Genomic DNA, 25,968 nt, shown 5'->3' with positions numbered 1-25,968 from the left:
AAATGGTGATGATGCTGTCTATCGACATTGCCGCTATATTCTCCGAAACTGCCAGCGCAGACGGCGAGAGTCGCCGTAAGGTGCGTCCTGAAAGACAGGCAGGGATTTTCAGGCCGTCTTCCAGCAGGTCGGGTTACGCAATTGCAGATTGCGTGACCAAAACGAAGTCAGGTAGAGCGTGGATTTGATGGTCTTGGCGCTCCGGTCCGAGCGGGGTAAGCTATGAATGATGCAGCCAGCAAATTGACCGGCGAGGCTCAGAGATCGCCAGGATTCGTTCATCTGCGGGTCCATTCTGCCTATTCACTGCTTGAGGGTGCGCTGCCGGTTGGCAAAATCATAAAGCAGGCGATTGCCGATGAAGCTCCGGCCATCGCGGTCACCGACAGCAATAATCTTTTCGGTGCTCTGGAATTTGCGCAAAAGGCGTCGAAAGATGGTGTGCAGCCCATTATCGGTTGCCAGTTGGACATCGCTTTTGGCGATCATAATGACAATAGCCGCAGCCCGAACCGCAAGACTGTTCTTGATCTTGCGCCGCTGGTTCTGCTCGCCGCGAATGAAGAGGGCTATGGCAATATCGTACGGCTGGTCAGCCGCGCTTTTCTTGATACCTCCGCCGGTGATCCGGTCCATATTGAAGCAGGCTGGCTTTCCGAACTCTCCCATGGTGTGATCGCGCTCACCGGCGGACAACTCGGGCCGATTGGCCGCGCTTTTGCCGCGGATCGGGCAGATCGTGCTGAAGCGCGCCTCGGCTTTTTACGGCAGGTGTTTGGTGACCGGCTCTATGTCGAATTACAGCGCCATGCCGGATACGACCGCAATCTAGAGGCGCGGACGGTTGAACTTGCCTATGCGATGGATCTGCCGCTGGTGGCGACCAACGAGGCTTTCTTTCTCAAGGCCGAGGATTTCGAGGCGCATGACGCGCTTCTGGCGATTGCCGAGGGTCAGATCATATCCAATGATGATCGCCGCCGGTTGACGTCTGATCACTATCTCAAGAGCCGTGCGCAGATGGGCGCGCTTTTTGCGGATTTGCCCGAGGCGCTCCAAAATACAGTTGAGATTGCCGAACGATGCAACTGGTTTACGCAGACGCGTAAGCCCATCCTGCCGCGCTTCACCGGCGAGTCGGACGATGCGGAAGCCGCCATTCAGGCGGAGGCCGACGAACTGGCGCGGCAGGCCCGTGAGGGTCTGAAGATGCGGCTGGATACGATCGGTCTGGCTGAGGGATATAATGCGGAACAATATGCCGAGCGTCTCGAATATGAGATCGGCATTATCACGCGCATGAAATTTCCGGGCTATTTTCTTATCGTTGCCGACTTCATCAAATGGGCGAAGGCGCAAGGCATTCCCGTGGGGCCGGGGCGCGGTTCGGGCGCAGGCTCGCTGGTTGCCTATGCGCTGACCATTACAGATGTCGACCCGCTGCGTTTTTCACTGCTGTTTGAACGCTTTCTCAATCCCGATCGTGTGTCGATGCCGGATTTTGACATCGATTTCTGTCAGGATCGTCGCGAAGAAGTCATTCGCTATGTGCAGGAAAAATATGGCCGCGATCAGGTCGCGCAAATCATAACTTTTGGTACGCTTCAGGCGCGCGCTGTGCTGCGCGATGTGGGGCGTGTGCTGGAAATGCCCTATGGACAGGTCGACCGGCTTTGCAAGCTCGTGCCGCAAAATCCGGCCAATCCGGTTTCCTTGGCGCAGGCTATAGAAACAGAACCCAAAATCAATGAAGAGCGCGAGAAGGAGCCGGTTGTCGGGCGCCTTCTCGATATGGCGATGAAGCTTGAAGGGCTTTATCGCCATGCATCCACCCACGCCGCAGGCATAGTGATCGGCGACCGTCCGCTTTCGGAACTGGTACCCATGTATCGCGATCCGCGCTCCGACATGCCTGTCACCCAGTTCAATATGAAATGGGTCGAGCAGGCAGGGCTGGTCAAATTCGACTTTCTTGGTCTCAAGACGCTGACCGTGTTGGAAACAGCGGTGACGCTGGTTGCGCGCAAGGGGATCAATATCGATCTCTCGCGCCTGCCGCTCGATGATGAACTGACCTATGAGATGCTCTCGCGCGGCGAGACCGTCGGCGTGTTCCAGGTGGAAAGTGCCGGTATGCGCAAGGCGCTGCTTGGCATGCGTCCTGACCGTATCGAGGACATTATCGCGCTGGTCGCGCTTTATCGTCCCGGTCCGATGGAGAATATTCCAACCTATAATGCGCGCAAGAACGGCGAGGAGGAGATAGCTTCCATTCACCCGAAGATCGACCACCTGATCGCGGAAACGCAAGGCGTCATCGTCTATCAGGAACAGGTGATGCAGATCGCACAGGTTCTTTCGGGCTATTCGCTCGGCGAAGCCGATCTTCTGCGCCGCGCCATGGGCAAGAAAATCCGCGAGGAGATGGACAAGCAGCGGGTCCGTTTTGTCGATGGCGCTATCGAAGGCGGCGTCGACAAGGCGCAGGCGAATATGATCTTCGACCTGCTCGCAAAATTTGCTGATTACGGCTTCAACAAGTCGCACGCTGCCGCCTATGCCATCGTCTCCTATCAAACCGCTTATATGAAGGCGCATCATCCGGTCGAATTTCTGGCCGCATCGATGACCTACGATATGTCGAACACCGACAAGCTCAATGATTTTCGTCTTGAAGCAAACCGGCTTGGTATCGAAGTGGTTGCGCCTTCCGTCATGACGTCATTCAGGGCGTTTGAAGTGGGTGAGAGGGAGATTTTCTATTCGCTCGCGGCCATCAAGGGTGTGGGCGATGCTGCTGTCGATCATATTGTCGAAGCGCGTGCCCAGAAGCCCTTTGAAGGGCTGGAGGATTTCTGCGAGCGCATCGATCCCCGGATCGTCAACCGCAGGGTTTTGGAAAGCCTCATCAACGCTGGTGCCATGGATTGTTTTGATCGCGACCGTGCAGCCATGAGTGCGGGTATGGACCGCATCATGGGATTTGCACAGCGAACGCAGGAAAATGCAGCCAGCGGCCAGTCCGATATTTTTGGTCTTTCAGGAGCGCCCAAAGAGACGCTCATCTTGCCGCCGACAGCTCCCTGGCTTCCTTCGGAAAAGCTCCATCGCGAATTTCAGGCGGTCGGCTTTTATCTTTCCGCGCATCCACTGGACGAATATCGCGCTGTGCTTGATCGTATGCGCGTGCAGAGCTGGGCCGATTTTTCCGCGGCCGTAAAGCGAGGAGCCAGCGCTGGCCGTCTGGCAGGCACTGTGACCGCGCGTCAGGAGCGGAAAACCCGCACTGGTAACAAAATGGGCATTGTGCAGCTGTCCGATGCAAGCGGTCAGTATGAGGCAGTGCTTTTTTCAGAAGGGCTGGCGCAATATCGTGATCTTCTGGAAAGCGGCAAGTCGATTGTTATTACCGTGTCGGCGGAAAGCCGCCCGGAAGGGATCGGCCTGCGCATTCAGACCGTGCAGTCGCTGGAGGACGAAGCCTGCCGGATGCAAAAGGCGCTGCGCCTTTATCTGCGCTCGGCGGAAGCGGTTAAATATATTGCGCCGCATTTCAATACGCGCGGCGACGGTCAGGTCAGCCTCATCGTCATCAAGGAAGACGGTCAGCGGGAAATCGAGATAGAGCTCCCGCATCGCTATCGTGTCAGCCCGCAGATCGCCAGCGCCATCAAGGCCATTCCCGGTGTGCTGGACGTCGAGCTGGTCTAATTTGTCAGGAACCTGAGGCTGGCCGATTCGTTATGCTCCCATAACAGGGAGTATGAACCATGCCAGCGAAATCACAGGCCCAGCAAAAGGCGGCAGGTGCCGCCCTTGCCGCCAAGCGCGGTGAAATCAAGAAAAGCGAACTGATCGGCGCGTCGAAGGAAATGTATGAATCGATGACCGAAAAGGAACTCGAAGAACTCGCGCAAACCAGCCATAAAGGCTTGCCGGAAAAGAAGGATGGCTGATTGGAAGAGGGTGCCCGGCAATGCCTGTATGCTCAGCTATCTGCGTTCGCGGCGGGTTTTAACTCGCAGTTTTGGTTGTCACCAGTTCGATGGCTTTGAGTTTGCCGCCAGCAATGCCGCAGCGCAGCGTTATACTGTCCCAATGGGTGCTGTTGGTCTTAGGTCGCGCTTCGCCTGAAACTGCGATTACCGACGTTACCTTGCGCGGGTCATGGGTGCTGAATTTTATGGTCTTGTTGCTCGTGGCAGCAGCGGCAATATCGTTTTGCGTGAAGCCAAGCCGATCATATTTCTTGCTCTTCTTGACATAGTCATAGGCGCTGGCAACGCACTCGGCGATCTGTGGCGCGGCCTTCTGATCCTGTGTGAGCGTCTGATAATTTGCTTTGAAATCCTTGCTGCGCTTTGGGATCGCATCTGCATGCGCTGCTACGGTAAAGCCCAAAGCAAAAATGGCCGACAATATGATTTTGGTCGATTTCATAAATCTGTTCCTTCTGAAAAGCAGCCGTTTCGGACGGCATCGATAATCGTGACCAGAGATTAAACACATTCATTATATCTATTTACGAACCAGAATATCTTACTGGCAGATTCGGGCAAGACATGATTTTCCATGACAGCCCTGATCCAGATGCATATTGGTGCGATGGGCGGCGTCGCCATCCGGGCCGATGACGGTCATGAAGAGCGCACAGCTTGCCTTATGCACCGCGCGCCAGAATTTTTTCTCCTTTTCCGTTCCGTTCCAGCCGCTTTCCAGCTCTGTTCCGGAGCCATACGAGAATTTGAATGACATGATGTCGAGCGCATTGGCGAATGCATGTTCGGACACGCGCCCCGTGGTCGCGCCGTTCACTTTGCGGCATTGATAATCCGAGCCGGTGCCGATCTCGGTGATTTTCAGCGTGTCGCCATAGGCGTCCTTTGCTGCCTGTTTGACACTCTCGCTCCATTGGGCAAGCGTGACCGCCATGGCGCAATTCGTCGTGACCGCATTCGAAAACTTCAGCGGCTCGCTCTTGCCGATAGAGAGTAGCGAAAGAGGGGAGTGCGCCCCGCATTGCACCCCGTCCTCAAGTGGCGGCAGGAGTTTTCCCTCCACCTCGCCGTTGAGCAATGCGGGACATGCGACCTGATAGATGCGCTCGTCCTTTTGCGGCACGGGCTTTTTAGCGGGCAACTCTTCAAGCGGCTCTTTCGTTCTGTTTCGTGATGGGGCGGGGATGGGAATGGGAACGGCTTCAGGCAGTTCCCGGGCCTTTGCGAAGGAGGGGCTGATCGGATATAGATCGGATAAGGGCAGCAGCGCGAGCATGATCGACAAGGCAAAAGCGCGTCTCGGAATAGAAACATAAGCAACAATCATATCGGCCCCTTTTGACAATGATCTCCTGGTTTAATGTGAAAACCCGCCTTGCCGTTCCTTCACGCTTGATGGCAATTGGTTGCAAAGGCGCAGCAAGGCCCGGAAACAGCGGAAAAAGGCACCCAAGCCTTGACAAGCTGCGCCCTTCATGACTAAAAGCCGCCACCGCTGGAGCTTGTCTCCGGCGTTTCATTTGACGTGTCCCGTGGATGAGGATCGCACTTGCGCGCTTCATCCTGTCAGTCCTTGAAATCAAGGGCAGAGGAGGGCGCGTTTCCTGTCCGCGCCGTCAGGCGCCCAACTTTTTAAAGGAAATGCGATGAGCAAGCGCGAATCCGCTAAGTACAAAATTGATCGCCGTCTTGGCGAAAACATCTGGGGCCGTCCCAAGTCCCCGGTAAACCGTCGTGAATATGGCCCCGGCCAGCACGGCCAGCGCCGCAAGGGCAAGCTGTCGGACTTCGGTGTGCAGCTGCGTGCAAAGCAGAAGCTCAAGGGCTTCTATGGCGACATCTCCGAAAAGCAGTTTCGCAAGACCTATGACGAAGCGGCCCGCCGCAAGGGCGACACGGGTGAAAACCTGATCGGCCTGCTCGAATCGCGTCTGGACGCGGTTGTATACCGTTCCAAGTTCGTTCCGACGATCTTTGCTGCCCGCCAGTTCATCAATCACGGCCACGTGAATGTGAACGGTCGCCGCGTCAACATCCAGTCTTACCGCCTCAAGGCCGGTGACGTTGTTGAAGTCCGCGAAAAGTCCAAGCAGCTTGCAATCGTTCTGGAAGCCGTACAGCTGGCCGAACGCGATGTGCCTGACTACATCGAAGTCGATCATAACAAGATGGTTGCAACTTATGCGCGCGTACCGGTCCTTTCGGATGTGCCATACGCCGTCCAGATGGAGCCGAGCCTCGTCGTCGAATTCTACTCGCGTTAATTTCGGGCCGCTGGCTCAATTAACACAGGAAATGGCCGCCCTTGGTTTCCCCATGGGCGGCTTTTCTGTATGTAGACATCAGTGTGCACTTATTCGCAGGAAGCATCATGAACGCTTTCGATCCTGATATTGCGGAAAACAACGATGATGACGGTTGCCATCCGCTATTTCGCGATGTTCCAACATCAGTCGAGTTCAACAAATTGCGCAAGCGCCTTCTGCGCCTGACGCGGCAGGCCATCGATGATTTCGCCATGGTGAAGCCGGGCGAGCGCTGGCTGATCTGCCTGTCGGGGGGCAAGGATTCCTATGGTCTTCTGGCGCTGCTGCTTGATCTGAAATGGCGCGGCCTCCTGCCTGTCGAGCTTCTCGCCTGCAATCTGGATCAGGGGCAGCCGAACTTTCCCAAACATATCCTGCCGGATTTTCTCAATCACTACGGCATCCGGCATCGTATCGAATATCAGGATACATATTCGATCGTGACGGATAAGCTGCCGGAAACCCAGACCTATTGCTCGCTTTGCTCGCGCCTGCGTCGTGGAAATCTCTATCGCATTGCGCGTGAGGAAGGGTGCTCGGCCATCGTGCTTGGCCACCACCGCGAGGATATTCTCGAAACCTTCTTCATGAACCTCTTCCATGGTGGGCGTCTCGCGGCCATGCCGCCGAAGCTGGTCAATGATGAGGGCGACCTGATGCTGTTTCGTCCGCTCTCCTATGCGGCGGAAGAGGACCTCGAAAAATTTGCTGCCGCAATGCAGTTCCCGATTATCCCCTGCGATCTGTGTGGGAGCCAGGAGGGGCTGCAGCGCAATGCGATGAAAGCCATGCTGGCCGACATCGAGAAGCGTATGCCGGGCCGCAAGGATACGATGATCCGTGCCATGACCAATGTGCGCCCAAGCCATCTGCTTGACCGCAAGCTGTTCGACTTCGCCGGACTGATGACTGGCGGCAATATGGAGAATGACCGTGCGCTTTGACGAAAAACAGACCGATTGGCTGGCCCGCCTTCTGGCCGATGCAGCCGAGCAGGAAATCATGCCGCGCTTCCGCAGGCTTGGGGATGGTGACATCCGCCAGAAGACCTCGGCGGCTGATCTGGTGACAGAAGCGGACGTCAATGCGGAACGATACATCACCAAACAGCTTGAAGAGCGTTTTCCCGGTGCCCTGATCGTCGGGGAAGAAGCCTGCTCCGACAATCCTGCCCTTATCGAAGGGCTGGGCGAGGCGGAGCTTGCCTTCACGATCGACCCTGTCGACGGTACTTTCAACTTTGCGTCCGGCGTTCCGCTGTTTGGGGTCATGCTGTCCGTGGTTGCAGCCGGTGAGACTGTTGCCGGTATCATTTATGATCCCGTAGGCAAAGACTGGCTGGTCGCGACCAAGGGTGGCGGCAGCTATATCCGCCATCGTGACGGCGATATGAGCAAGGTGAGCGTCGCTCCCGCTGCCGATATTTCACAGATGACCGGTTCGATCTCGTGGCAATATACAGCCGAACCGCTGCGCTCACGATTGGCCCGCAATCATACCAAATTCCTGTCACAGATAGGCTATCGCTGCGCTGCGCATGAATATCGCATTATCGCGACCGGCGGCGCGCATTTCGCGGTCTATAACAAGTTGATGCCGTGGGATCATCTGCCGGGCGCGCTGATTCATCAGGAAGCGGGCGGTTATCTCGCGCGATGGGACGGCAGCGCCTATCTCCCGTCGCATGTTGGTGGCGGATTGCTGGTCGCACCGGACAAGGAAAGCTGGCAGGCCATTCACGCAGCGCTCTGGCAGGAATAGAATTTCGGCCCGCCTTTTGGCGGGCCTTTGCCTTGAAAGCCTATAATGGTTTGTTTTGCGCGCGGAAAAAGCGGCCCTTTTCCGCAACCAGCACGCAGATGAGCGCGACGAAGCCCAGCACGCAATAGCCCATCGCAACCGGCGTGGTTGTTCCATCAAAAGCCTGCCCGATGATCGCGCCGAGCGACGCGCCGATTACGGTCTGTGCGAAACCCAGAACCGAGGACGCGGTTCCGGCCACATTGCCAAGCGGCTCCATCGCCAAGGCGTTGAAATTTGCCGTCACGAGGCTGAAGGAGAACATGATGACCATATAGATGGCCATCATCAGTGCAAACGGCAGATGCCCTTCCGTCAGCAGTGAAAGTGCCATCCACAGCAGGCTGAAGCCCGTGAAGACCAGCAGCATGGTTTGCGAGATACGCCGCATTCCGAAACGTCCCACGAGGCGGGAGTTGAGGAAGGACGCCAGCGCCAATGTCATTGCCACGGCAGCGAATGCGAGAGGGAATAGGGGCCCAAGCTTATAGATGTCGACGAAAATCTGCTGCGCCGAGTTGATGTAGCCAAACAGCGCGCCGAGGATGAAAGACGTGCCGAGCATATAGAACAGGGCGACACGATTGGTAAGGACGATGCGAAAGCCGCCTATCACGCTCGAAATGGTTAGCGGACGGCGCTGCTCTACCGGCAATGTCTCGGGCAGGCGGATATAGGCCCAGATGGCAACCGCTGCCGCGAGAAAAGCCATACAGAGAAAAATCAGATGCCATTCGCCAAACAGCATGATGACCTGTCCGCCCGCAGGAGCCAGCACCGGCAGGATCATGAAAACCATCATGACGAGCGACATGACCTCGGCCATCTGGCGTCCCGCGAACCGGTCGCGGACCACGGAAACCGCAATGACCCGCGTTGCGGCCGCACCAAGCCCCTGTAATACGCGCAGCACGAGAAGCACTGTAAAATTGGTGGCGACAGCCGCACCAAGCGCTGCGAGGATGAAAATAAGCAGCCCGCCGAACAGTGGAATTCTTCTGCCGAAGCGATCGCTCAATGGCCCATAGAAGAGCTGCGATACGCCAAATCCCAGCAGATAGGCTGTAATGACGAATTGCGCGTGATTTTCCGACAAAACGCCAAGGCTGGCCCCGATTTGTGGCAGGCCGGGCAGCATAATATCCACTGCAAGCGCGTTGATCGCCATGATTGCAGCAATGAGCGCGATAAATTCCGTGCGCCCATGCGTGGGGGCTTTCTGGTCCGGCGAACCAATGTCGAGCGGCATGTCTGGCATTCCTCGGTAAAAACGGATCAGGCAATATGAAATATAAAAGGCGCCGTCGACCGGCGCCTTTGGATAAACGAGGCAAAAGCCGTATTAAGGCAATTAATCTTATGCGGCTTTGGTGGCAATGCCTTTATCGGTAAAAAGAGCCTGCAATTCGCTGGATTGGAACATTTCACGGATAATATCGCAACCGCCGATAAATTCACCCTTCACATAAAGCTGCGGGATGGTCGGCCAGTTGGAATAGTCCTTGATGCCCTGACGGATTTCATCGGAAGCCAGAACGTTGACGCCCTTATATTCGACTCCCAGATAGTCGAGAATCTGGACGACCTGACCCGAAAATCCGCATTGAGGAAAACCCGGCGTCCCCTTCATGAAAAGTACGACGTCGTTGGTCTTCACTTCATTATCGATGAAATCGTTGATTCCGGTCATTTGAATTCCTTTCAGGATGCCGGTTCAAGTGCCGGCTCGTGTAGGGATAGATGTTGTTCCAATATAGTGAGTTGAATTGTGGTAATCACCCTCCAGGAGTGAAAGCAAGTCAAATTCACCTGAAAATCTTTTCATTTGCAGCAGCATCTTGCCGCAGGAGGAAAATCACCGCCCTTTTGGGGCGGTGATTTCGTTCATTCCGGCACGCTGGTTTGCAGGGCCAGCGCGTGAAGCACTCCGCCCATATTGCCTTTGAGCGCGTCATAAACCATCTGGTGCTGCTGCACGCGAGACTTGCCGCGGAAGCTTTCTGCGATCACTTCGGCTGCAAAATGATCTCCGTCTCCGGCAAGGTCGCGGATCGTCACCTTTGCGTCAGGTATCCCTTCGCGTATCAGCTTTTCGATCTCGTGAGCGTCCATAGCCATGCAAAATCTCCCGCCGTTTCCGGCTGTCTTCTATTGTCCGACGAATCGTAACGTATCGACATGATACGTCAACATTGATCTGTCTAACGCTTATATCGCAGACAGGCAAACCGCCCGACGCGGGGTATCCGCTCGGGCGGTTGTAATTAACGATCTTTGCTGCTCCGCCTTAATTGTCGACGGCCTGTTCGCCCTGCATGAAAGCAGGGAACCAGCCTTCGTAAGCCTCGTTTAGTTCTGCCACCGACACGTCGCAGATGCCGCCAAAAGTCAGCCGGTCTCCGCCCACCGCGCCGAGCAGCCGGAACGGGATGCCTGCGCCTTCGGCATTCAGCGCGATGAGCTTGGCCATTTCAGGCGTGGCGCTCACGACATAACGGGCCTGATCCTCGCCAAAAAGCAGGGCATGCGGCAAACCGTCACCAATATTGAGCGTGGCGCCCTTGCCGGATTTGATGGCCATTTCCGCGACTGCAATGGCAAGACCGCCATCGGACAGATCGTGGCAGGCCGTCACCTGACCGTTGCGGATGGCGGAGCGCACGAATTCGCCATTGCGCTTTTCCTGCGCCAGATCGACGGCAGGAGCCGGACCATCGGCGCGATCGAACAGGTCGCGCAAATAGATGGACTGGCCAAGATGCGTGCCGTCGCCCCCAAGCAGAACCAGCACATCGCCATCCTGCATTCCGCCGATGCTTGCCGCCTGCGACCAGTCGGGAATAAGACCCACGCCGGCAATGGTCGGGGTCGGCAGGATGGCCTCGCCATTGGTTTCATTATAGAGCGACACATTGCCTGAAACGATAGGGAAATCCAGCGCGCGGCAAGCCTCGCCGATCCCTTCGATGGCCTTGACGAGCTGCCCCATGATTTCCGGCTTTTCGGGATTGCCGAAATTGAGGTTGTCGGTCGCAGCGAGCGGTTCCGCGCCCGTTGCGGTGAGGTTGCGCCAGCATTCGGCCACAGCCTGCTTGCCGCCCTCCAAAGGATCGGCTTCACAATAGCGCGGCGTTACGTCGGACGAAAAAGCCAGCGCCTTGGTCTCATGACCTTCGACGCGGATGACACCGGCATCGCCACCGGGCCGTTGCAAGGAATTGCCCTGAATGAGCGTGTCATACTGCTCGTAAACCCAGCGGCGCGATGAAAGATCCGGCGAACCGATCAGTTTGAGAAGGGCTGCGGAATAGTCTTCGACTTCCGGCACATTGCCGGCTGGCAAGGGGCCATGCTTGCCCGGTTCCATCCATGGACGATCATATTCAGGAGCTTCGTCGCCGAGTTCCTTGATCGGGAGATTGGCGACTTCCTCGCCCTGATGGATGACGCGAAAGCGCAGATCATCCGTGGTCTTGCCGACGATCGCAAAATCGAGGCCCCATTTGCGGAAGATTTCCTGTGCCTGCGCTTCCATGGTCGGCTCAAGCACCATGAGCATGCGTTCCTGGCTTTCCGAAAGCATCATTTCGTAAGCCGTCATATTCTCTTCGCGCACGGGAACATGGTCGAGGGTCAGCTCGATGCCCAGATCGCCCTTGGCGCCCATTTCAACCGCCGAGCAGGTGAGGCCGGCGGCGCCCATGTCCTGAATGGCGATGACCGCGCCGGAAGCCATCAGTTCGAGGCAGGCTTCCAGAAGGCATTTTTCGGTGAAGGGATCGCCGACCTGAACGGTCGGGCGCTTTTCTTCAATCGATTCGTCGAATTCCGCCGAAGCCATGGTTGCGCCGCCAACGCCGTCCCGGCCTGTCTTGGCGCCGAGATAGACGACCGGCAAACCAACGCCCTTGGCTTCCGACAGGAAGATGCCGTCATGCTTGGCAAGACCGGCCGCAAAGGCATTGACCAGAATATTGCCGTTGTAGCGCTTGTCGAAATTGACTTCGCCGCCAACGGTTGGAACGCCGAAGGCATTGCCATAACCGCCGACGCCGGAAACCACACCTGAAACCAGATGCCGGGTCTTGGGGTGGTCAGGCTCGCCAAAACGCAATGCGTTCATCGCCGCGACCGGACGCGCGCCCATGGTGAACACGTCGCGCAGAATGCCGCCGACACCCGTTGCCGCGCCCTGATAAGGCTCGATATAGGAGGGGTGATTGTGGCTTTCCATCTTGAAGACGACGCAATCGCCGTCACCAATATCCACGACGCCTGCATTTTCGCCGGGGCCCTGAATGACGCGCGCACCGGTGGTCGGCAATGTGCGCAGCCATTTCTTGGAGGATTTGTAGGAACAATGTTCGTTCCACATGGCCGAGAAAATGCCCAGTTCCGTAAAGCTGGGTTCACGCCCGATAAGATCGAGAATACGTTGATATTCGTCCGGCTTGAGACCGTGCGCTTCAATCAAGTCCGGCGTGATGTCGCGCTGATTGGAAATAGTCATGAGGATGAGAGACCCCGTCACAGGCTGCGGCGTCCAAAACCTTCTGTCGAAGGCGGACACCTAAGGTTTCAAGGGGTCTCTTTAGCCCAACTCGACCGGAAGCGCGACAGGAAAATGCGGATTTTCCGGCTCAAATGCCTTTCGCGCATCCCTTATCCGCTTCAGCAGCCCTTTTGCCCCGCAGTCCAGCGATTGACATCCTTTGCGATGCGCGCACCCTGACTTTGCTGCATCATGGGGCCGAAGGCTTCTACGCGCGCCGGGTTGCCTTCTGCCTGCACCACCAGCACAGGACGGCCCGCCAGATTGCGCGCTGGAAGCACCAGAATGCGGGGACGTCCGCTGAATGAATTGAGCTCCGGTGCCAGCGTATAGCCGCGAAAGTCCTTGTCTTTCGATTTGAACCAGCAACTATTGGCTCCAAGCGCGATGCGCTCCATCGTCGATAAAGCGCCTTTGCTGGAATCAAGTGCGATCGGGCCGGGCGCAGGAGTCGGCGTGCAGGCCGCGACAAGTCCAAGGACAGGCGCTGCCAGAAAGGCATATTTCATTTTAATCACGTAAGGCTCCGGTTGAAGCGGCTGGAAGGATCGTCAGGCAAGCTGCGGCATGAATGCTTTCAGTCCGTCGTCCATTTCATTCCATATGCGTTCAAATGCAGGGTGTTGGCGTGCTTTTGCGGCATAGGAATCGAATTTGGGATAGGCGTCCAGCAGATCGGGCTTGCCGGAAAGTTTTTTCAGCGGTTCCATGAGAAAACGGACAGGAACCAGCCACGCATCGGCGAGCGTGGCTTTATCGCTCATCGCATAATCTTGCTCGGAAAGGCGCGCCTCGACCACATTGAGGCCCCCATGCAGCCGGGCGAACAGCCGCTCGATAGACGGCATATCCTGTTCCGGCTTGCTTAGAAGAACGAACAGCTTCATGGCCGGACCGAGAACTTCCAGTTCGGTGATGCGCGCCAGAAGGCGGATGAGCGCGCGCTCGCGCGGACTGCCGGGCAAAACCAGCACTTCTGGAAAATGATCTTCCAGATATTCCGCAATGACAGCCGCTTCAAACAGTGTTTCGCCAGAGCCGGTAATCAATACCGGAACGCGCTTTAAGGGCGTTATATTGCTGAAATCAGCAGGAAACGGATAGGGCAGGACTATTGGCTTGAATGGCAGTTCCTTGAGATAAAGGACGCCGCGCACGAATGCACTATAGGGGGAAAGAGGCCGTGAATATAATTGCATTGGTGTCGTTCCCCGATTCGGTTGCCGCAGGAAGTCATGCAATAACAAGCTGGCACGAAATCAGACTTTGCGCCAGCCCCTGCTTCCGATCAGGCGGCAATCCCCAGCGCACCGGCGAAAAGGGCACGGCCATCGTCGCCGCCATGGGCGCTTTCGATCAGGTTTTCCGGATGCGGCATCATTCCCAGCACGTTGCCGCGCGCATTGACGATACCGGCAATATCATTGACCGATCCGTTGGGATTGGTGCCTTGCGCATAGCGGAACACGACCTGGCCTTCGCCTTCGATACGCTTGAGCGTTTCGGTATCCGCAAAATAATTGCCGTCATGATGCGCCACGGGGCAGCGGATGATCTGGCCCGGCTTGTAGCCTCGCGTGAAAGACGTATTGGCATTGCTGACTTCGAGCTTGACCTCGCGGCAGACGAATTTCAGCGAGCTGTTGCGCATCAGTGCGCCGGGCAGGAGACCAGCTTCCACCAGAATCTGGAAACCGTTGCAGACGCCCATGACCATGACGCCTTTTTCGGCCTTCTCGCGAATGGCCTGCATCACCGGCATGCGCGCTGCGATGGCGCCGCAGCGCAGATAATCGCCATAGGAAAACCCGCCGGGGATGAGAATGAGGTCGATGTCGTCGGGAATGCTCGTATCTGTCTGCCAGACGGTGACAGGAGCCTGACCGCTGATCTTGGTGAGCGCCGCGATCATGTCACGATCACGATTGAGACCGGGAAGGAGAATGACTGCGGATTTCATGGCTTCTACCTTTTGGATTACTCAGCTGATCGCGATGCTGTAGTCTTCGATAACTGTATTGGCGAGCAGCTTCTCGCACATGGCTTTGAGGTCTGCCTCTGCCTTGGCCTTGTCTGCGCCTTCGAGTTCAAGATCGAAAACCTTGCCCTGACGCGCAGAGTTGATTCCATTAAAACCGAGGCTTCCGAGCGCGCCGACAATAGCCTTGCCCTGCGGGTCGAGAACGCCGTTTTTCAGTGTAACGGTGACGCGTGCCTTGATCACTCTGTAGTTCCTGCTGCTTGCTTTGACCGATAAAGCAGCCCGGAAGAAACTCTCCGGGCTGTGCTGAGGCTTTATTTCACGAGAACCGGACCCGACGGGCGGGCGGTATCGTTCTCATTCATGATGCCGAGACGGCGCGCCACTTCCTGATAGGCCTCGACCAGACCGCCCATGTCGCGACGGAAACGGTCCTTGTCCAGCTTGTCATTGGTTGCAATATCCCAAAGACGGGCTGAATCGGGCGAAATTTCGTCGGCGATGACGATACGCATCATATCGCCTTCCCACAGGCGTCCGCATTCGATCTTGAAATCGACAAGCTGGATGCCGATGCCGAGGAAAAGTCCGGTCAGGAAGTCATTGACGCGAATGGCGAGAGCCATGATATCGTCGATTTCCGGCGGGCTGGCCCAGCCAAAAGCAGTGATGTGCTCTTCGGTGACCATCGGGTCGTCAAGCGCATCGGCCTTGTAATAAAACTCGATGATGGAACGTGGCAGAACGGTGCCTTCTTCCAGACCGAGGCGCTTGGCCAGAGAACCGGCTGCGACGTTGCGCACCACGATTTCCAGCGGAATGATCTCCACTTCCTTGATCAGCTGCTCGCGCATGTTGAGGCGGCGGATGAAGTGAGTGGGAATGCCTATACGATTGAGCTGCGTGAAGATGTGCTCGGAAATGCGATTGTTGAGCACGCCCTTTCCGTCAACGACTTCATGCTTCTTTTTGTTGAAAGCGGTTGCATCGTCTTTGAAGAATTGGACAAGCGTGCCGGGCTCGGGGCCTTCATAAAGAATCTTGGCCTTGCCCTCGTAAATACGGCGGCGACGGTTCATGGCTTTTCTCGGAGTTCCAGATCTATAGTGAGCGGCATCAGCCGTTATTCTAGCGGGCTACCTATAGCAATTATGTGCTTTTAACAATCCTGCTTCGCACGCGTACCCATGATTTCCGCCTTTCCGAACTGGAATACGCAAGAAAGTCCCGTTTGGCTCTTGTATAATCTTGCGCCCCTTGCCAGCTTTAGGCAAGAGAGTGACTGGTAATCTCTTCTAACCTGAAGTCTTGGGAGCTTTATGAATGACCACTGGCATGGATGATCGCCGCGACGCTTTTGAAAAGAAATTCGCGCTCGACGAGGAACTGCGCTTCAAGGCTGAAGCGCGCCGCAACAAGCTTCTTGGCCTTTGGGCAGCCGATCAGTTGGGCAAGAAGGACGCAGACGCTGAAGCCTATGCGCGTGAAGTGGTCGCTGCGGACTTCGAGGAAGCAGGCGACGAAGATGTCTTCCGCAAGATTCGCGCCGATTTCGATGCGGCAAACGTCGCGCAGACCGATGAAGCCATCCGCGAGAAGATGTTTGCCTTTCTTGAGGAAGCAGTGCGTCAGGTGAAGCAGGATTGACCCTGTTCCGGGCGGAAAGGCAAAAGCATTTCTGCCCGGATTTTACATGAAGGAAATATGATGTCCCTCTCTTCACGTCTGCGTGGCGGAGAAACCGTTCTCTCTGCCTGGTCGTCTCTCCCTGAACCTTTGACCGTAGAAGTTCTCGCCCATAGCGCTTTCGACGCGGTTCTGCTCGACATGCAGCATGGCGGCCATGACGAGCAAAGTGTGCTGCATGGCCTCGCAATGGTCCTGAGCGCGGGAAAGCCGCCGGTCGTTCGTATTCCCGTAGGTCGCTTCGATATGGCGAGCCGCGCGCTGGATTTTGGTGCGGAGGCCGTCATCGCTCCGATGATCAATTCAGCCGAAGACGCCCGCAAATTTGCGGCTTCGATGAAATATCCGCCCATTGGCGAGCGCTCCTGGGGCGTGTTCCGCGCCAGTGCGGATTATGGCGCGCCCGGTTCCAACGACTATCTGACATCTGCCAATCGTGACACGCTGGCCTTTGCGATGATCGAAACCCGCGAAGCCTTCGATGCTCTGGATGCCATTCTCGATGTACGCGGCATTGATGGTGTTTTCGTGGGGCCGTCCGATTTCTCCATCGCATGGAGCAACGGTCTTGAAGCCAATCCAAGCTCGGAAGCAATCATCGAACCGGTCACCGCGATTGCCCGCAAGGCTGCTGCCGCAGGCAAATTTGCCGGTATCTATGCGCCGACCGCTGAATTTGCACGCCGCTATATTCCGCTGGGCTTCCAGTTTCTGACGCTCAGCACCGATGGCGGTTATATCCGCCTTGGGGCGCAGACAATCGTAGACGACATTCGCGCATAAATAGAAAGCGCCTTCTGATTCAAATTAATCAGAAGGCGCTTTAATTTATTGAATTAATGGCGTTTTATTGGCTCAAGCTGCGCCATGAACTGGGCAAACACCATGGAGCCTTCCGGCCATGGGCCATGACCGGATTCCGCATTGATATGGCCGGATTCGCCTGCATCGATCAGCAGCGCACCCCAATCCTTTACGACATCTTCCGCAGCTTCGAAGCTTGAAAACGGATCATTGCGGCTCACCACGGTGATGGCGGGAAAAGGCAGCCGCTCACGCGGGTAGGGACCGAAGGTCATCAGATGTTTGGGACGAATTTTTTCATTTGAAACATCGGGTGGGGTCACGAAAAAAGCCCCGGCCACCTTGTGCTGTATGTGTGGAATTGCGTGGATTGCTGTTGCGACACCAAGGGAATGCGCGACCAGAACGATCGGCTTGGTGGCTTCTGTAGCAGCTTTTACAAGCTGTGCGACCCAATCTTCCTTAACGGGCTTCGACCATTCGGCCTGCTGCACGCGCCGGGCGGTGGAGAGTTTGCTTTCCCATCGCGTCTGCCAATGGTCGGGACCAGAATTGGTATAACCGGGGATAATCAGAATATCTGCGTCTTTGACTTTCATGCCCCCCATTTAGAGAGGCCCTGTGCATTCTTCAAGCATGTCAAAGCTCAAATGACACGAATGTTGAACAGCTTGTTCGCATATCCCGATCTTGTGAAGCGCTCCCGAAATTGTGATGTATGGGGCAAGGTTAACAATGCACAGGAACGCCCGGCCATGAAGATCAGCAGAAGAACGATGCTTGGTTCGGTCGGTGCTGTCCTTGCAAACAACGTCCTTTCCGCTCAGGCGGATACGCCGTTGAAGGAGATTGAGATGACGCAGATACTGAATACGACGGTGGCACCTTTGCCCTTTGCCATGACCACTCCCGTGCGCGTGGCCCGCATCGGCCTCAAGGCTCGCGATGCGGAATCCCTTGCCGAATATTATCGCGAAGTGGTCGGCCTGCGTGAGATGAGCCGCCGTGGCGCTTCCATCGTGCTGGGCGCTGGCGATCGCGAACTGATGGAAATCGAGCAATCCTCATCTGCCAAGCCGGATGATCCGCGCAGCGCCGGACTTTATCACACGGCTTTTCTGCTGCCCACGCGCGGCGATCTGGCGCGCTGGTCGCGCCAGGCCATCGACAAGCATTTGCCGGTCGCAGGCGCTTCCGACCATAATGTCAGCGAGGCTGTCTATCTGACGGATCCGGAAGGCAACGGCATCGAGATCTATACCGACCGCCCGCACGAAAACTGGCAGTGGAACGGTGACCGCGTGGTGATGGGAACCGATCCGCTCGATGTCGACAATCTGCTTGATGTCATCAAGGGTGAGGGCGGCGAATGGAATGGTGCGCCGCAGAATACGGTAGTTGGCCATGTGCATCTGCGTGTTGGCAATGCCACGGAAGCAGAAACCTTCTGGCATGAGCAACTGGGCCTTGAAACGGTTGCGACCTATGGCGACAAGGCTGTGTTTATGTCCACGGGCCGCTATCACCACCATATCGCTGCCAATGCCTGGCAAAGTGCAGGTGCAGGCAAGCGCGACGCGGACCGAACAGGTCTTTCCTGGATCGAACTGGAAGATACGCGCGGCGGCAACAGCCAGGTCTTTGAAGACCCATGGGGCAATGTGATCAACACGATCAAAACAGCCGCATAAACAAAAGCCCCATGTTTTTCAAAAACATGGGGCTTTTTCATGAATCATATTATGAAGCCTTATGCTTCTCCGAAAACCCGCTTGAAAATCGTATCGACATGCTTGGTGTGATAGCCAAGATCGAATTTCTCGCGAATCTGCTCTTCGGAAAGGGCAGCACGCACCTCCGCGTCAGCCAGCAATTCTTCGAGGAAATCCGCACCCTGTTCCCAGACCTTCATGGCGTTACGCTGCACGAGACGATAGGAATCCTCGCGTGATACGCCAGCCTGCGTCAACGCCAGCAAGACGCGCTGCGAGTGAACGAGACCGCGGAACTTGTTCATGTTTTTCAACATGTTTTCCGGGTAGATCACCAGCTTTTCGATCACGCCCGCCAGACGATTGAGCGCGAAATCGAGCGTAACAGTGGTGTCGGGGCCGATGGCGCGTTCGACGCTCGAATGCGAAATATCGCGTTCGTGCCAGAGCGCCACATTTTCCATTGCAGGCGTAACCGACATACGAACCAGACGGGCAAGGCCGGTCAGGTTTTCGGTCAGCACCGGATTGCGCTTATGCGGCATGGCCGATGAACCCTTCTGGCCGGGCGAGAAGAATTCTTCCGCTTCCAGAACTTCGGTGCGCTGCATATGACGGATTTCGATAGCGACATTTTCTATCGAAGAGGCGATGACGCCAAGCGTGGCGAAGAACATCGCGTGACGGTCGCGCGGAATGACCTGCGTCGATACCGGCTCGGCTTCAAGGCCAAGCTTGGCGCAGACATATTCTTCGACTTGCGGATCGATATTGGCAAAAGTGCCTACTGCGCCCGAAATCGCTCCGGTGGCGATTTCCACACGCGCTGCAACGAGGCGGGCACGGTTGCGCGCCATTTCAGCGTAAAAACGTGCGAAAGTCAGGCCCATCGTCGTCGGCTCGGCATGAATGCCGTGGCTGCGGCCAATCCGAACCGTATCCTTATGCTCGAAAGCGCGTTTCTTGAGTGCCGCCAGCACGCGATCCATATCTGCAAGAAGAAGATCGGCAGCGCGCACGAGTTGCACGTTGAGCGTGGTGTCGAGCACGTCGGAAGAGGTCATGCCCTGATGCACAAAACGGCTGTCGGGACCGATGAATTCGGCCAGATGCGTCAGGAATGCGATGACGTCATGCTTGGTGACGGCTTCGATCTCATCGATGCGGGCAACGTCGAATTTCGCCGCGCTGCCTTTTTCCCAGATGGTCTTTGCGGCTTCCTTCGGAATGACGCCAAGCTGCGCAAGCGCTTCGCAAGCATAGGCTTCGATCTCGAACCAGATGCGGAATTTCGTTTCGGGAGACCAGATGGCGACCATTTCAGGCCGGGAATAGCGCGGGATCATTGGCTTATCCTATGAAATTGAACAAATGTGATTTAGCAATTGCGGGCCGCTTCGGCAGCGCTGCGAATGGCTTCGATATTGGCGCGGTAGGCTTCCACGGACCCGCCTTTATAAACGGCTGATCCTGCAACGAGGATATTCGCGCCCGCTGCAACAACCGGTCCTGCGGTTTCCGGCGTGATGCCGCCATCCACTTCAATATCGATGGGACGCTCGCCTATCATCTCGCGCACGCGGGCAATTTTTTCGAGCATGGGCGCAATGAATTTCTGTCCGCCAAAGCCGGGATTGACCGTCATGATGAGGATGAGATCAACATCTTCGATCACATTGGTCAGTACTTCGACAGGCGTTGCGGGATTAAGCGACAGCCCAGCCTTTTTACCGAGTGCGCGAATATTCTGCAAAGAACGATGTGTATGCGGACCTGCCTCGGCGTGAACCGTGATGAGGTCGCATCCCGCATCCGCAAAGGCTTCAAGATAGGGGTCACAAGGCGCGATCATCAGATGGGTATCGAAGAAAGCTTTGGTGCGCGGGCGGATAGCCTTCACCACCTGCGGCCCGAAGGTGATATTGGGCACGAAATGCCCATCCATGACATCGATATGAATCCAGTCTGCACCCGCTTCAAGCACGGCATCGACTTCTTCGCCAAGGCGCGCGAAATCGGCTGAAAGAATGGATGGGGCAATGGCAATAGGACGCATGGCAGTAGTCTCCTTGGCAGCGTGGCTTGCCCGTATCATATGAGCAGCAAAAATCCTATCCCCAGCGTTTGTGGAACCACATCCACTGGCCGGGATATTCGCGCACCCATTGTTCAACCGTATCGTTGAGAAGCTGCGCGGTGGCGGCAATATCGATCTCGCCCTTGTCGTCGCGTGGCAATTCCATGCGCTCATATAGTTCGAGCCTATAACGCCCGCCGGGCAGGCGAATGCAGCGCGTGGGATATACATCACAATCATATTGCCGCGCCAGCTTGGCCAGCAGCGGATTGGTTTTTACGGGGCGGTTGAAGAATGTGGATGGCACGCCGCGGTGGAATTTCTGGTCCACCAGCATGCCGACATTGCCGCCTTCATCTAGAATGCGCGCGAGCGACCATGCCGCTCCGGCCTTCGATGGCACCAGATGCCCCATATTGGTGCGCCGCGCCTTGAGCACTTTATCAGCAACATAAGGATTATTCGGCGGACGGAAGAGGGCGGTGACATTCAGCCCGAAAGTGGCCGCGCAAATGGGCAGAAGCTCGAAATTGCCCGTATGGGCGGTGAAGAATATATGCGGTTTCTTCTCATCGCGCAGGCGCTCGAAAATCGGAATGCCATCGACTTCAATCAGCCCCGGTTCTGCCGCATAGGGATCGAAATCGAATATGGCGTCGAGGAAAATATATTCCGCAAAGAGCCGCGCCATCGAATCCCACATTTCGATGGCGATATTCTCGATTTCCGCTTCGCTCTTTTCGGGATAGGCGGCGCGCAGATTGCCGGTCGCAACCTTGTGACGCGAGGTGAGCGGCCCCAGACGCCGCGCAACCCATGCCGAAAACCGGATGGCGCTTTTGGCGGGCAGCAGTCGCAGCAGGCCCAGAGCCAGAAAAACGGCCTGCGCCCAAAGCCAGTAATTGAACTGCTTGAGCTTGCGCGACCAGCGGAAAAGAAGAAGCTTGAACTTGAACATCATCGTGGTGCGTCAGTCGATCTGAAGCACGATCTTCCCGAAGACGTCGCGGCCTTCCATGCGCTTCAATGCCGTGTCGATGTCGTTGAAACCGACAACGGTATCGATCACTGGGTGAACCAGCCCTTGCGCCATTTTCTGCATTGCATCAGCCATGTTTTCCATGCGGCAGCCAAAGGAACCCAAAATCTTGAGCTGCTGCTGGAAAAGCTGCATGAGGTTCATATTGGTCGAAACGCCGGAGGTGGAGCCACAGGTGACAAGGCGTCCGCCGCGTTTCATGCACAGCATCGAACCAGCCCAGGTATCCGCGCCCACATGCTCGAATACCACATCCACGCCCTTCTTCTTGGTGAGTTTGCGCACCACACCTTCAAAACGGTCCTCGCGGTAATTGATGACGTGGTCCGCGCCCAGCGCCTTGGCTTTTTCGATCTTGTCGTCGGAGCCGACGGTGGTGATGACCGTGCAGCCCATTTTCTTGGCAAGCTGGATTGCCGCCGAGCCGATACCCGAACCGCCAGCCTGAACCAGCACGGTTTCACCCGGCTGAAGCTTTGCATTGTCAAAAAGCATATGTTCGACGGTGCCGAAAGTGACCGGCGCAACAGCCGCGCCGATTGCATCCACGCCGGGAGGAGCCGGAACGAGCAGACGGGCTGGAAGGTTCACGGCTTCGCAAGCAAAGCCATCGAGATGGAAACCATGCACGCCGCCAACATGTTCGCAAAGATTGTCACGGCCTTCGCGGCAGGCAGGGCAAAGGCCGCAGGTGCGCGCGCCATAGATTGCGACAAGCTGGCCGGGCAGGACATTGGATACGCCGGGACCGATTGCATCGACCACGCCGGAAGCTTCGGCTCCGATCACCAGCGGCATTTTACGCTTGGCAAATGCCATGCCGCGCCAGCCCCACACATCGATATGATTGAGCGCGACAGCTTTGACTTTCACCGTCACCTCGCCGTAGCTGGGCGGCGGCGGCAGTGCAATATCGGTCATTTCGAGGCGACGATCGTCGAGAAGCTGCAAGGCGCGCATGGCGGTTCCTTTCATGGCATGATCCCGGATAGGCCAAACCATCCGGGATCATCAGGAATTTAACTTTGGCGGATCGATTAATTCGGATTCGCCGTCAAGACAAGGCTGGTATTCTGTCCGCCGAAACCGAAGGAATTGGAAAGAACGGCTGACACCTGTGCTTCCCGCTTCACATTCGGCACGACATCGAGCGGTATTGCCGGGTCCGGATTATCGTAATTGATGGTCGGGGGCAGGGTGCCGGTCTGGATCGTCAGAAGCGAGAACACCGCCTCGATTGCACCGGCGGCGGTCAGCGTGTGACCGATCATCGACTTGTTGGACGATACAGGGATAGAAGTGAGGGCCTCGCCGAACACAGACGAAAGCGCCAGATATTCCATCTTGTCGTTTTCCGGGGTCGAAGTGCCATGCGCATTGATGTAGGAAATCTGGTTTTCGGACAGGCCAGCATCGGCGAGGGCTGCGCGCACCGTGCCGATGGCAGGTGAGGCGTCGGGCTTCGAGCGGGTACGGTGGAAGTCATCGGCCTTCTCGCCGCAACCAGCGAGAATGCCCAGCACTTTTGCGCCGCGCGCCACGGCACTTTCAAGCGATTCCATAACCAGAGCGCCGGAACCTTCCGCCATGGCGAAACCGTCGCGATCCTTGGAAAATGGCTTGGATGCTTTTTCCGGCTTTTCGTTTTGGGTGGAGAGCGCCGAAAGCAGCGAAAAGCGGATCAGCGCTTCCGCCGAAACTGAACCATCGGTGCCAATTGAAAGTACGCGGTCGCTCTCGCCCCGGCGGATAGCCTCAACGCCAAGCTGGATGGCGGTTGCGCCAGAAGCGCAGGCGGTCGAAAGCGTGACGGGCAGGCCGCGTGTGCCGAAAATTTCAGACAGGCGCTCGGCGATATAGCCGAACTGTGTCGTGTTGAAGAGCGCATCCTGACGGGCACGGCGGCAGGCTTCCAGAAGAAGCTGGTAGCTGGCCGGGCCTTCGTCCTTGATGCTGGCATCAAGCGCAAAGCGGCTTTTCCAGTCGAGTTCCACCGGGGGAGCCGCCAGAAAAAGGGGGCCGCCGAAACTGGTGGTGGAAAGGCCCGATTGCGCAAGGGCTTCCTCGCCAGCAAGCCGGGCAAGGGCTTCCGACAGGGCCGAAGCACCGACTTCGCTTTCAGGCAGAAAATCGACCGTGCCTGCAAAGCGCGTATTCAGACCTTCGGTTGGAAAGCGCGGAATCGCGTGAAGGCCGGAGCGACCGCTCGTCAATGCAGCCCAATTGTCTTCCTTGCCCTGTCCGAGTGCGGAAACGACACCAGCACCGGTGATTGCAACAATGGGACGGCCCAGATGGTCTGTATATTTCGTCATCTTATACTCTCACCAGCTTTGCGGCACCTTCTGCGCGTGTGGCTCCGATAGTCGTGACGACGGCTTCGCTGATTGCGCCACTCACGGTTTTTTCGGATGCTTCCAGGGGTGCAAGAGCCTCACCTTTCCACACGGATATGGCGGCAAGCGCCAATGCAAGCGGAAACTGGGCTTCACGGAAATGACCCGTCAGGCTTGCGATGCCGCGATAGGCCGCGGAAATCTGGTCAAGGGCCGATTTCTCCGCCGCGGTTGCCGCATGTGCGCCGGAGGCACCGGAGACGACATAGCCGGGTTCTGCACCGCCATTCACCGCCAATACGAGTTCGCGCACCTTGTCTGCAAGGTCGGCATCGCTGCGACGAATTTGCGCGCTTTCAATGCCTGCTATTTCCGCGTAGGCACGCGCGCCGCGCTTTTGTGCATGTTCGGCACTTTCAAGAACGAGGAACACGCCGCCGGAGCCGGAAATCATGCCGCCGCCCGCCGTGCCTTCGCGCGCCCACAGCGGCGACCAGCCATCATGCTTGAGCAATCCTCCCAGCTCATGACCGAGGATCATGTCGAAATGTTCGGCATTATAGGAGCCGCCGACAAGCGCATGCGTGCTCTGGCCTGCGCGAATGCGCGCCGCCGCCGTTTCAATTGCCGAAATGCCGGAGCCTTCTTCGCCCATGAATGTGCGGGACGAACCTGTGACCTTGTGAACGATGGAAATATTGCCTGCCAGCAGGTTGGAAAGCTGGGCAAGAAACAGGGTAGGGCGCAGCTCCGTCGAAAGCTTCTCATTGAGCATCACGCCGCGATCATTATTGGTGCGGCCCTCTTCGAGTATCTGCATATCGACGGTGATGTCTCGCTCGCCGCCGCCTGCGCCCACGATCATGTCCATGCTCGCGCACAGCGCTTCGTCATCCTTGATGCCCGCATCCTCAAGCGCAAGACCCGCAGCATAGGTGCCGAGCCGCTGCCAGGTTTCCATCTGGCGCTGGTCGCCGCGCTTGGGGATCTGCAAACTCCAGTCGACCTCACCCAGCGGATGAATTGTATAGGGCGCAAAGGCTTCCTTTTCGAGACGCGGCACGGAGCCGCTGTTCGAAAAGGCGCTCCAGTGCGCATCCAGCCCTTCGCCGAGCGAGGAGATGATGCCGATGCCGGTGATGACGACTTTATTGCTTTGCATGGTTCGGTTCTGTCCGTGGATGCTATGAGTGATCCAGAAACGGAATCAGGGCGAACACGGATGTTCACCCCTCGATACCGTCAGCTTGCGTGCTGGTTCAGCCCTTCTTGGCGGCAACCAGTTCGTCAATCTTGGCGCAGAGATTCTTCAGAACGAAATATTCTTCCGTCGGGGCCTTGCCTTCGTTCACTTCCTGCGTCCACTGTTCCAGCGGAATCTTGATGCCGAACGCCTTGTCGATAGCAAAGACGATGTCGAGGAAGTCGAGGCTGTCAATGCCCAGATCATCGATTGTGTGGCTATCCGGCGTGATTGTATCACGGTCGATTTCGCTCGTTTCGGCGATGATGTCGGCGACTTTGTCAAAAGTAGAGGACAAGTTTCGATTCCTTTATTCTAGGTAATGCCTCAACGGCATGCATCTGGGTATCTGCGCGTGTCTAGCGTTTTTCCCGTAAGAGGGAAAGACATATTAACTTCACGATCCCGGGACTTGAACACGGCATATAAGGTGC

Annotated in this window: 27 protein-coding genes; 8 read left to right on the top strand and 19 right to left on the bottom strand. The window is 56.6% G+C overall.

Annotated elements, in window-relative coordinates; translation table 11 throughout:
- The first annotated feature begins 222 nt into the window (after positions 1-222).
- Together dnaE and DKP76_RS10000 are read left to right on the top strand one after the other, a co-directional pair.
- Positions 223-3,711: a DNA polymerase III subunit alpha gene (gene dnaE / locus DKP76_RS10005; protein ID WP_109706287.1), complete on the top strand. Its 3,489-nt coding sequence runs from the start codon at positions 223-225 to the stop codon at positions 3,709-3,711.
- Positions 3,712-3,770: 59 nt separating this feature from the next.
- The gene (locus tag DKP76_RS10000) at positions 3,771-3,956 is read left to right on the top strand and encodes a DUF3008 family protein (RefSeq protein WP_109706286.1); all 186 of its coding nucleotides are present in this window, start codon (positions 3,771-3,773) and stop codon (positions 3,954-3,956) included.
- Between the two features lie 58 nt (positions 3,957-4,014).
- On the opposite strand, the gene bspC is transcribed toward DKP76_RS10000, so the two are convergent.
- On the bottom strand, positions 4,015-4,440 hold the full coding sequence (bspC, locus tag DKP76_RS09995; protein ID WP_109706285.1) for a type IV secretion system effector BspC: 426 nt from the start codon (positions 4,438-4,440) through the stop codon (positions 4,015-4,017).
- A 99-nt stretch (positions 4,441-4,539) separates the two neighbouring features.
- Positions 4,540-5,325: an extensin-like domain-containing protein gene (locus DKP76_RS09990; RefSeq protein WP_342587837.1), complete on the bottom strand. Its 786-nt coding sequence runs from the start codon at positions 5,323-5,325 to the stop codon at positions 4,540-4,542.
- Between the two features lie 319 nt (positions 5,326-5,644).
- Here DKP76_RS09990 and rpsD point away from each other — a divergent pair, with 319 nt between their 5' ends.
- From rpsD to DKP76_RS09975, 3 genes are all read left to right on the top strand, one after another.
- The gene (gene rpsD, locus DKP76_RS09985) at positions 5,645-6,262 is read left to right on the top strand and encodes a 30S ribosomal protein S4 (RefSeq protein WP_109706284.1); all 618 of its coding nucleotides are present in this window, start codon (positions 5,645-5,647) and stop codon (positions 6,260-6,262) included.
- Positions 6,263-6,369: 107 nt separating this feature from the next.
- Entirely contained in the window at positions 6,370-7,248 is an 879-nt protein-coding gene (ttcA, locus tag DKP76_RS09980) for a tRNA 2-thiocytidine(32) synthetase TtcA (protein WP_109706283.1), read from the top strand.
- Positions 7,238-8,065 (top strand): inositol monophosphatase family protein, encoded by an 828-nt coding sequence (locus DKP76_RS09975; protein ID WP_109706564.1) that lies wholly within the window; start codon positions 7,238-7,240, stop codon positions 8,063-8,065. The genes ttcA and DKP76_RS09975 overlap by 11 nt, the downstream gene beginning before the upstream one ends.
- A gap of 40 nt (positions 8,066-8,105) precedes the next feature.
- On the opposite strand, the gene DKP76_RS09970 is transcribed toward DKP76_RS09975, so the two are convergent.
- The 9 genes from DKP76_RS09970 to purC form a co-directional block, all read right to left on the bottom strand.
- A complete protein-coding gene (locus tag DKP76_RS09970; protein WP_109706282.1) occupies positions 8,106-9,353 on the bottom strand; it encodes a multidrug effflux MFS transporter in 1,248 nt (415 codons plus the stop codon).
- A 108-nt stretch (positions 9,354-9,461) separates the two neighbouring features.
- A complete protein-coding gene (gene grxD, locus DKP76_RS09965) occupies positions 9,462-9,794 on the bottom strand; it encodes a Grx4 family monothiol glutaredoxin (protein WP_109706281.1) in 333 nt (110 codons plus the stop codon).
- A 194-nt stretch (positions 9,795-9,988) separates the two neighbouring features.
- Positions 9,989-10,222 (bottom strand): BolA/IbaG family iron-sulfur metabolism protein, encoded by a 234-nt coding sequence (locus DKP76_RS09960; protein WP_109706280.1) that lies wholly within the window; start codon positions 10,220-10,222, stop codon positions 9,989-9,991.
- Between the two features lie 169 nt (positions 10,223-10,391).
- Complete coding sequence (purL, locus tag DKP76_RS09955) at positions 10,392-12,614, bottom strand: phosphoribosylformylglycinamidine synthase subunit PurL (protein WP_109706562.1); 2,223 nt, start codon at positions 12,612-12,614, stop codon at positions 10,392-10,394.
- Between the two features lie 161 nt (positions 12,615-12,775).
- Entirely contained in the window at positions 12,776-13,171 is a 396-nt protein-coding gene (locus DKP76_RS09950) for a hypothetical protein (protein ID WP_109706560.1), read from the bottom strand.
- Between the two features lie 36 nt (positions 13,172-13,207).
- Positions 13,208-13,855 carry a glutathione S-transferase family protein gene (locus DKP76_RS09945; RefSeq protein WP_109706279.1) on the bottom strand — a complete coding sequence of 216 codons (648 nt, stop codon included), beginning with the start codon at positions 13,853-13,855 and terminating at the stop codon, positions 13,208-13,210.
- An 89-nt stretch (positions 13,856-13,944) separates the two neighbouring features.
- On the bottom strand, positions 13,945-14,616 hold the full coding sequence (purQ, locus tag DKP76_RS09940; protein ID WP_109706278.1) for a phosphoribosylformylglycinamidine synthase subunit PurQ: 672 nt from the start codon (positions 14,614-14,616) through the stop codon (positions 13,945-13,947).
- A 21-nt stretch (positions 14,617-14,637) separates the two neighbouring features.
- Entirely contained in the window at positions 14,638-14,880 is a 243-nt protein-coding gene (purS, locus tag DKP76_RS09935; RefSeq protein ID WP_109706277.1) for a phosphoribosylformylglycinamidine synthase subunit PurS, read from the bottom strand.
- A 71-nt stretch (positions 14,881-14,951) separates the two neighbouring features.
- Positions 14,952-15,716 carry a phosphoribosylaminoimidazolesuccinocarboxamide synthase gene (gene purC / locus DKP76_RS09930; RefSeq protein ID WP_109706276.1) on the bottom strand — a complete coding sequence of 255 codons (765 nt, stop codon included), beginning with the start codon at positions 15,714-15,716 and terminating at the stop codon, positions 14,952-14,954.
- A 244-nt stretch (positions 15,717-15,960) separates the two neighbouring features.
- Between purC and DKP76_RS09925 the strand changes: the two genes are divergently transcribed.
- Complete coding sequence (locus DKP76_RS09925) at positions 15,961-16,284, top strand: DUF1476 domain-containing protein (RefSeq protein WP_109706275.1); 324 nt, start codon at positions 15,961-15,963, stop codon at positions 16,282-16,284.
- Positions 16,285-16,344: 60 nt separating this feature from the next.
- Positions 16,345-17,106, top strand: a complete 762-nt coding sequence (locus DKP76_RS09920; protein WP_109706274.1) for an HpcH/HpaI aldolase family protein — start codon at positions 16,345-16,347, stop codon at positions 17,104-17,106.
- Positions 17,107-17,159: 53 nt separating this feature from the next.
- Here DKP76_RS09920 and DKP76_RS09915 read toward each other — a convergent pair whose 3' ends face one another.
- A complete protein-coding gene (locus tag DKP76_RS09915; protein ID WP_109706273.1) occupies positions 17,160-17,726 on the bottom strand; it encodes an alpha/beta hydrolase in 567 nt (188 codons plus the stop codon).
- 156 nt (positions 17,727-17,882) lie between these two features.
- Here DKP76_RS09915 and DKP76_RS09910 point away from each other — a divergent pair, with 156 nt between their 5' ends.
- Positions 17,883-18,818: a VOC family protein gene (locus tag DKP76_RS09910; RefSeq protein ID WP_425349383.1), complete on the top strand. Its 936-nt coding sequence runs from the start codon at positions 17,883-17,885 to the stop codon at positions 18,816-18,818.
- Between the two features lie 59 nt (positions 18,819-18,877).
- On the opposite strand, the gene purB is transcribed toward DKP76_RS09910, so the two are convergent.
- The 7 genes from purB to DKP76_RS09875 form a co-directional block, all read right to left on the bottom strand.
- Positions 18,878-20,185: an adenylosuccinate lyase gene (purB, locus tag DKP76_RS09905; RefSeq protein ID WP_109706272.1), complete on the bottom strand. Its 1,308-nt coding sequence runs from the start codon at positions 20,183-20,185 to the stop codon at positions 18,878-18,880.
- A gap of 32 nt (positions 20,186-20,217) precedes the next feature.
- Positions 20,218-20,895 carry a ribulose-phosphate 3-epimerase gene (gene rpe / locus DKP76_RS09900; protein ID WP_109706271.1) on the bottom strand — a complete coding sequence of 226 codons (678 nt, stop codon included), beginning with the start codon at positions 20,893-20,895 and terminating at the stop codon, positions 20,218-20,220.
- A 55-nt stretch (positions 20,896-20,950) separates the two neighbouring features.
- A complete protein-coding gene (locus DKP76_RS09895) occupies positions 20,951-21,877 on the bottom strand; it encodes a lipid A biosynthesis lauroyl acyltransferase (RefSeq protein WP_109706270.1) in 927 nt (308 codons plus the stop codon).
- A 9-nt stretch (positions 21,878-21,886) separates the two neighbouring features.
- The gene (locus DKP76_RS09890; RefSeq protein WP_109706269.1) at positions 21,887-22,915 is read right to left on the bottom strand and encodes a zinc-binding dehydrogenase; all 1,029 of its coding nucleotides are present in this window, start codon (positions 22,913-22,915) and stop codon (positions 21,887-21,889) included.
- Positions 22,916-22,992: 77 nt separating this feature from the next.
- Entirely contained in the window at positions 22,993-24,270 is a 1,278-nt protein-coding gene (locus DKP76_RS09885) for a beta-ketoacyl-ACP synthase (protein WP_109706268.1), read from the bottom strand.
- Between the two features lies 1 nt (position 24,271).
- Complete coding sequence (locus DKP76_RS09880; RefSeq protein WP_109706267.1) at positions 24,272-25,453, bottom strand: beta-ketoacyl-ACP synthase; 1,182 nt, start codon at positions 25,451-25,453, stop codon at positions 24,272-24,274.
- Between the two features lie 97 nt (positions 25,454-25,550).
- Positions 25,551-25,832: an acyl carrier protein gene (locus tag DKP76_RS09875; RefSeq protein ID WP_007874646.1), complete on the bottom strand. Its 282-nt coding sequence runs from the start codon at positions 25,830-25,832 to the stop codon at positions 25,551-25,553.
- Positions 25,833-25,968: the final 136 nt, after the last annotated feature.

It is taken from the genome of Falsochrobactrum shanghaiense (assembly GCF_003149535.1).
Taxonomy (GTDB): Bacteria; Pseudomonadota; Alphaproteobacteria; order Rhizobiales; family Rhizobiaceae; genus Brucella; species Brucella shanghaiense.
The sequence above is the reverse complement of the archived record's forward strand: the minus strand, read 5'-3'. Positions and strand labels throughout refer to the sequence as shown.

Excerpts from the sequence above, each read along its gene's own strand:
- dnaE (WP_109706287.1), top strand. The coding sequence starts at position 223 with ATGAATGATGCAGCCAGCAAATTGACCGGCGAGGCTCAGAGATCGCCA.
- DKP76_RS10000 (WP_109706286.1), top strand. The coding sequence starts at position 3,771 with ATGCCAGCGAAATCACAGGCCCAGCAAAAGGCGGCAGGTGCCGCCCTT.
- bspC (WP_109706285.1), bottom strand. The coding sequence starts at position 4,440 with ATGAAATCGACCAAAATCATATTGTCGGCCATTTTTGCTTTGGGCTTT.
- DKP76_RS09990 (WP_342587837.1), bottom strand. The coding sequence starts at position 5,325 with ATGATTGTTGCTTATGTTTCTATTCCGAGACGCGCTTTTGCCTTGTCG.
- rpsD (WP_109706284.1), top strand. The coding sequence starts at position 5,645 with ATGAGCAAGCGCGAATCCGCTAAGTACAAAATTGATCGCCGTCTTGGC.
- ttcA (WP_109706283.1), top strand. The coding sequence starts at position 6,370 with ATGAACGCTTTCGATCCTGATATTGCGGAAAACAACGATGATGACGGT.
- DKP76_RS09970 (WP_109706282.1), bottom strand. The coding sequence starts at position 9,353 with ATGCCGCTCGACATTGGTTCGCCGGACCAGAAAGCCCCCACGCATGGG.
- grxD (WP_109706281.1), bottom strand. The coding sequence starts at position 9,794 with ATGACCGGAATCAACGATTTCATCGATAATGAAGTGAAGACCAACGAC.
- DKP76_RS09960 (WP_109706280.1), bottom strand. The coding sequence starts at position 10,222 with ATGGCTATGGACGCTCACGAGATCGAAAAGCTGATACGCGAAGGGATA.
- purL (WP_109706562.1), bottom strand. The coding sequence starts at position 12,614 with ATGACTATTTCCAATCAGCGCGACATCACGCCGGACTTGATTGAAGCG.
- DKP76_RS09945 (WP_109706279.1), bottom strand. The coding sequence starts at position 13,855 with ATGCAATTATATTCACGGCCTCTTTCCCCCTATAGTGCATTCGTGCGC.
- purQ (WP_109706278.1), bottom strand. The coding sequence starts at position 14,616 with ATGAAATCCGCAGTCATTCTCCTTCCCGGTCTCAATCGTGATCGTGAC.
- purC (WP_109706276.1), bottom strand. The coding sequence starts at position 15,716 with ATGAACCGTCGCCGCCGTATTTACGAGGGCAAGGCCAAGATTCTTTAT.
- DKP76_RS09925 (WP_109706275.1), top strand. The coding sequence starts at position 15,961 with ATGACCACTGGCATGGATGATCGCCGCGACGCTTTTGAAAAGAAATTC.
- DKP76_RS09920 (WP_109706274.1), top strand. The coding sequence starts at position 16,345 with ATGTCCCTCTCTTCACGTCTGCGTGGCGGAGAAACCGTTCTCTCTGCC.
- DKP76_RS09915 (WP_109706273.1), bottom strand. The coding sequence starts at position 17,726 with ATGAAAGTCAAAGACGCAGATATTCTGATTATCCCCGGTTATACCAAT.
- DKP76_RS09910 (WP_425349383.1), top strand. The coding sequence starts at position 17,883 with ATGAAGATCAGCAGAAGAACGATGCTTGGTTCGGTCGGTGCTGTCCTT.
- purB (WP_109706272.1), bottom strand. The coding sequence starts at position 20,185 with ATGATCCCGCGCTATTCCCGGCCTGAAATGGTCGCCATCTGGTCTCCC.
- rpe (WP_109706271.1), bottom strand. The coding sequence starts at position 20,895 with ATGCGTCCTATTGCCATTGCCCCATCCATTCTTTCAGCCGATTTCGCG.
- DKP76_RS09895 (WP_109706270.1), bottom strand. The coding sequence starts at position 21,877 with ATGATGTTCAAGTTCAAGCTTCTTCTTTTCCGCTGGTCGCGCAAGCTC.
- DKP76_RS09890 (WP_109706269.1), bottom strand. The coding sequence starts at position 22,915 with ATGCGCGCCTTGCAGCTTCTCGACGATCGTCGCCTCGAAATGACCGAT.
- DKP76_RS09885 (WP_109706268.1), bottom strand. The coding sequence starts at position 24,270 with ATGACGAAATATACAGACCATCTGGGCCGTCCCATTGTTGCAATCACC.
- DKP76_RS09880 (WP_109706267.1), bottom strand. The coding sequence starts at position 25,453 with ATGCAAAGCAATAAAGTCGTCATCACCGGCATCGGCATCATCTCCTCG.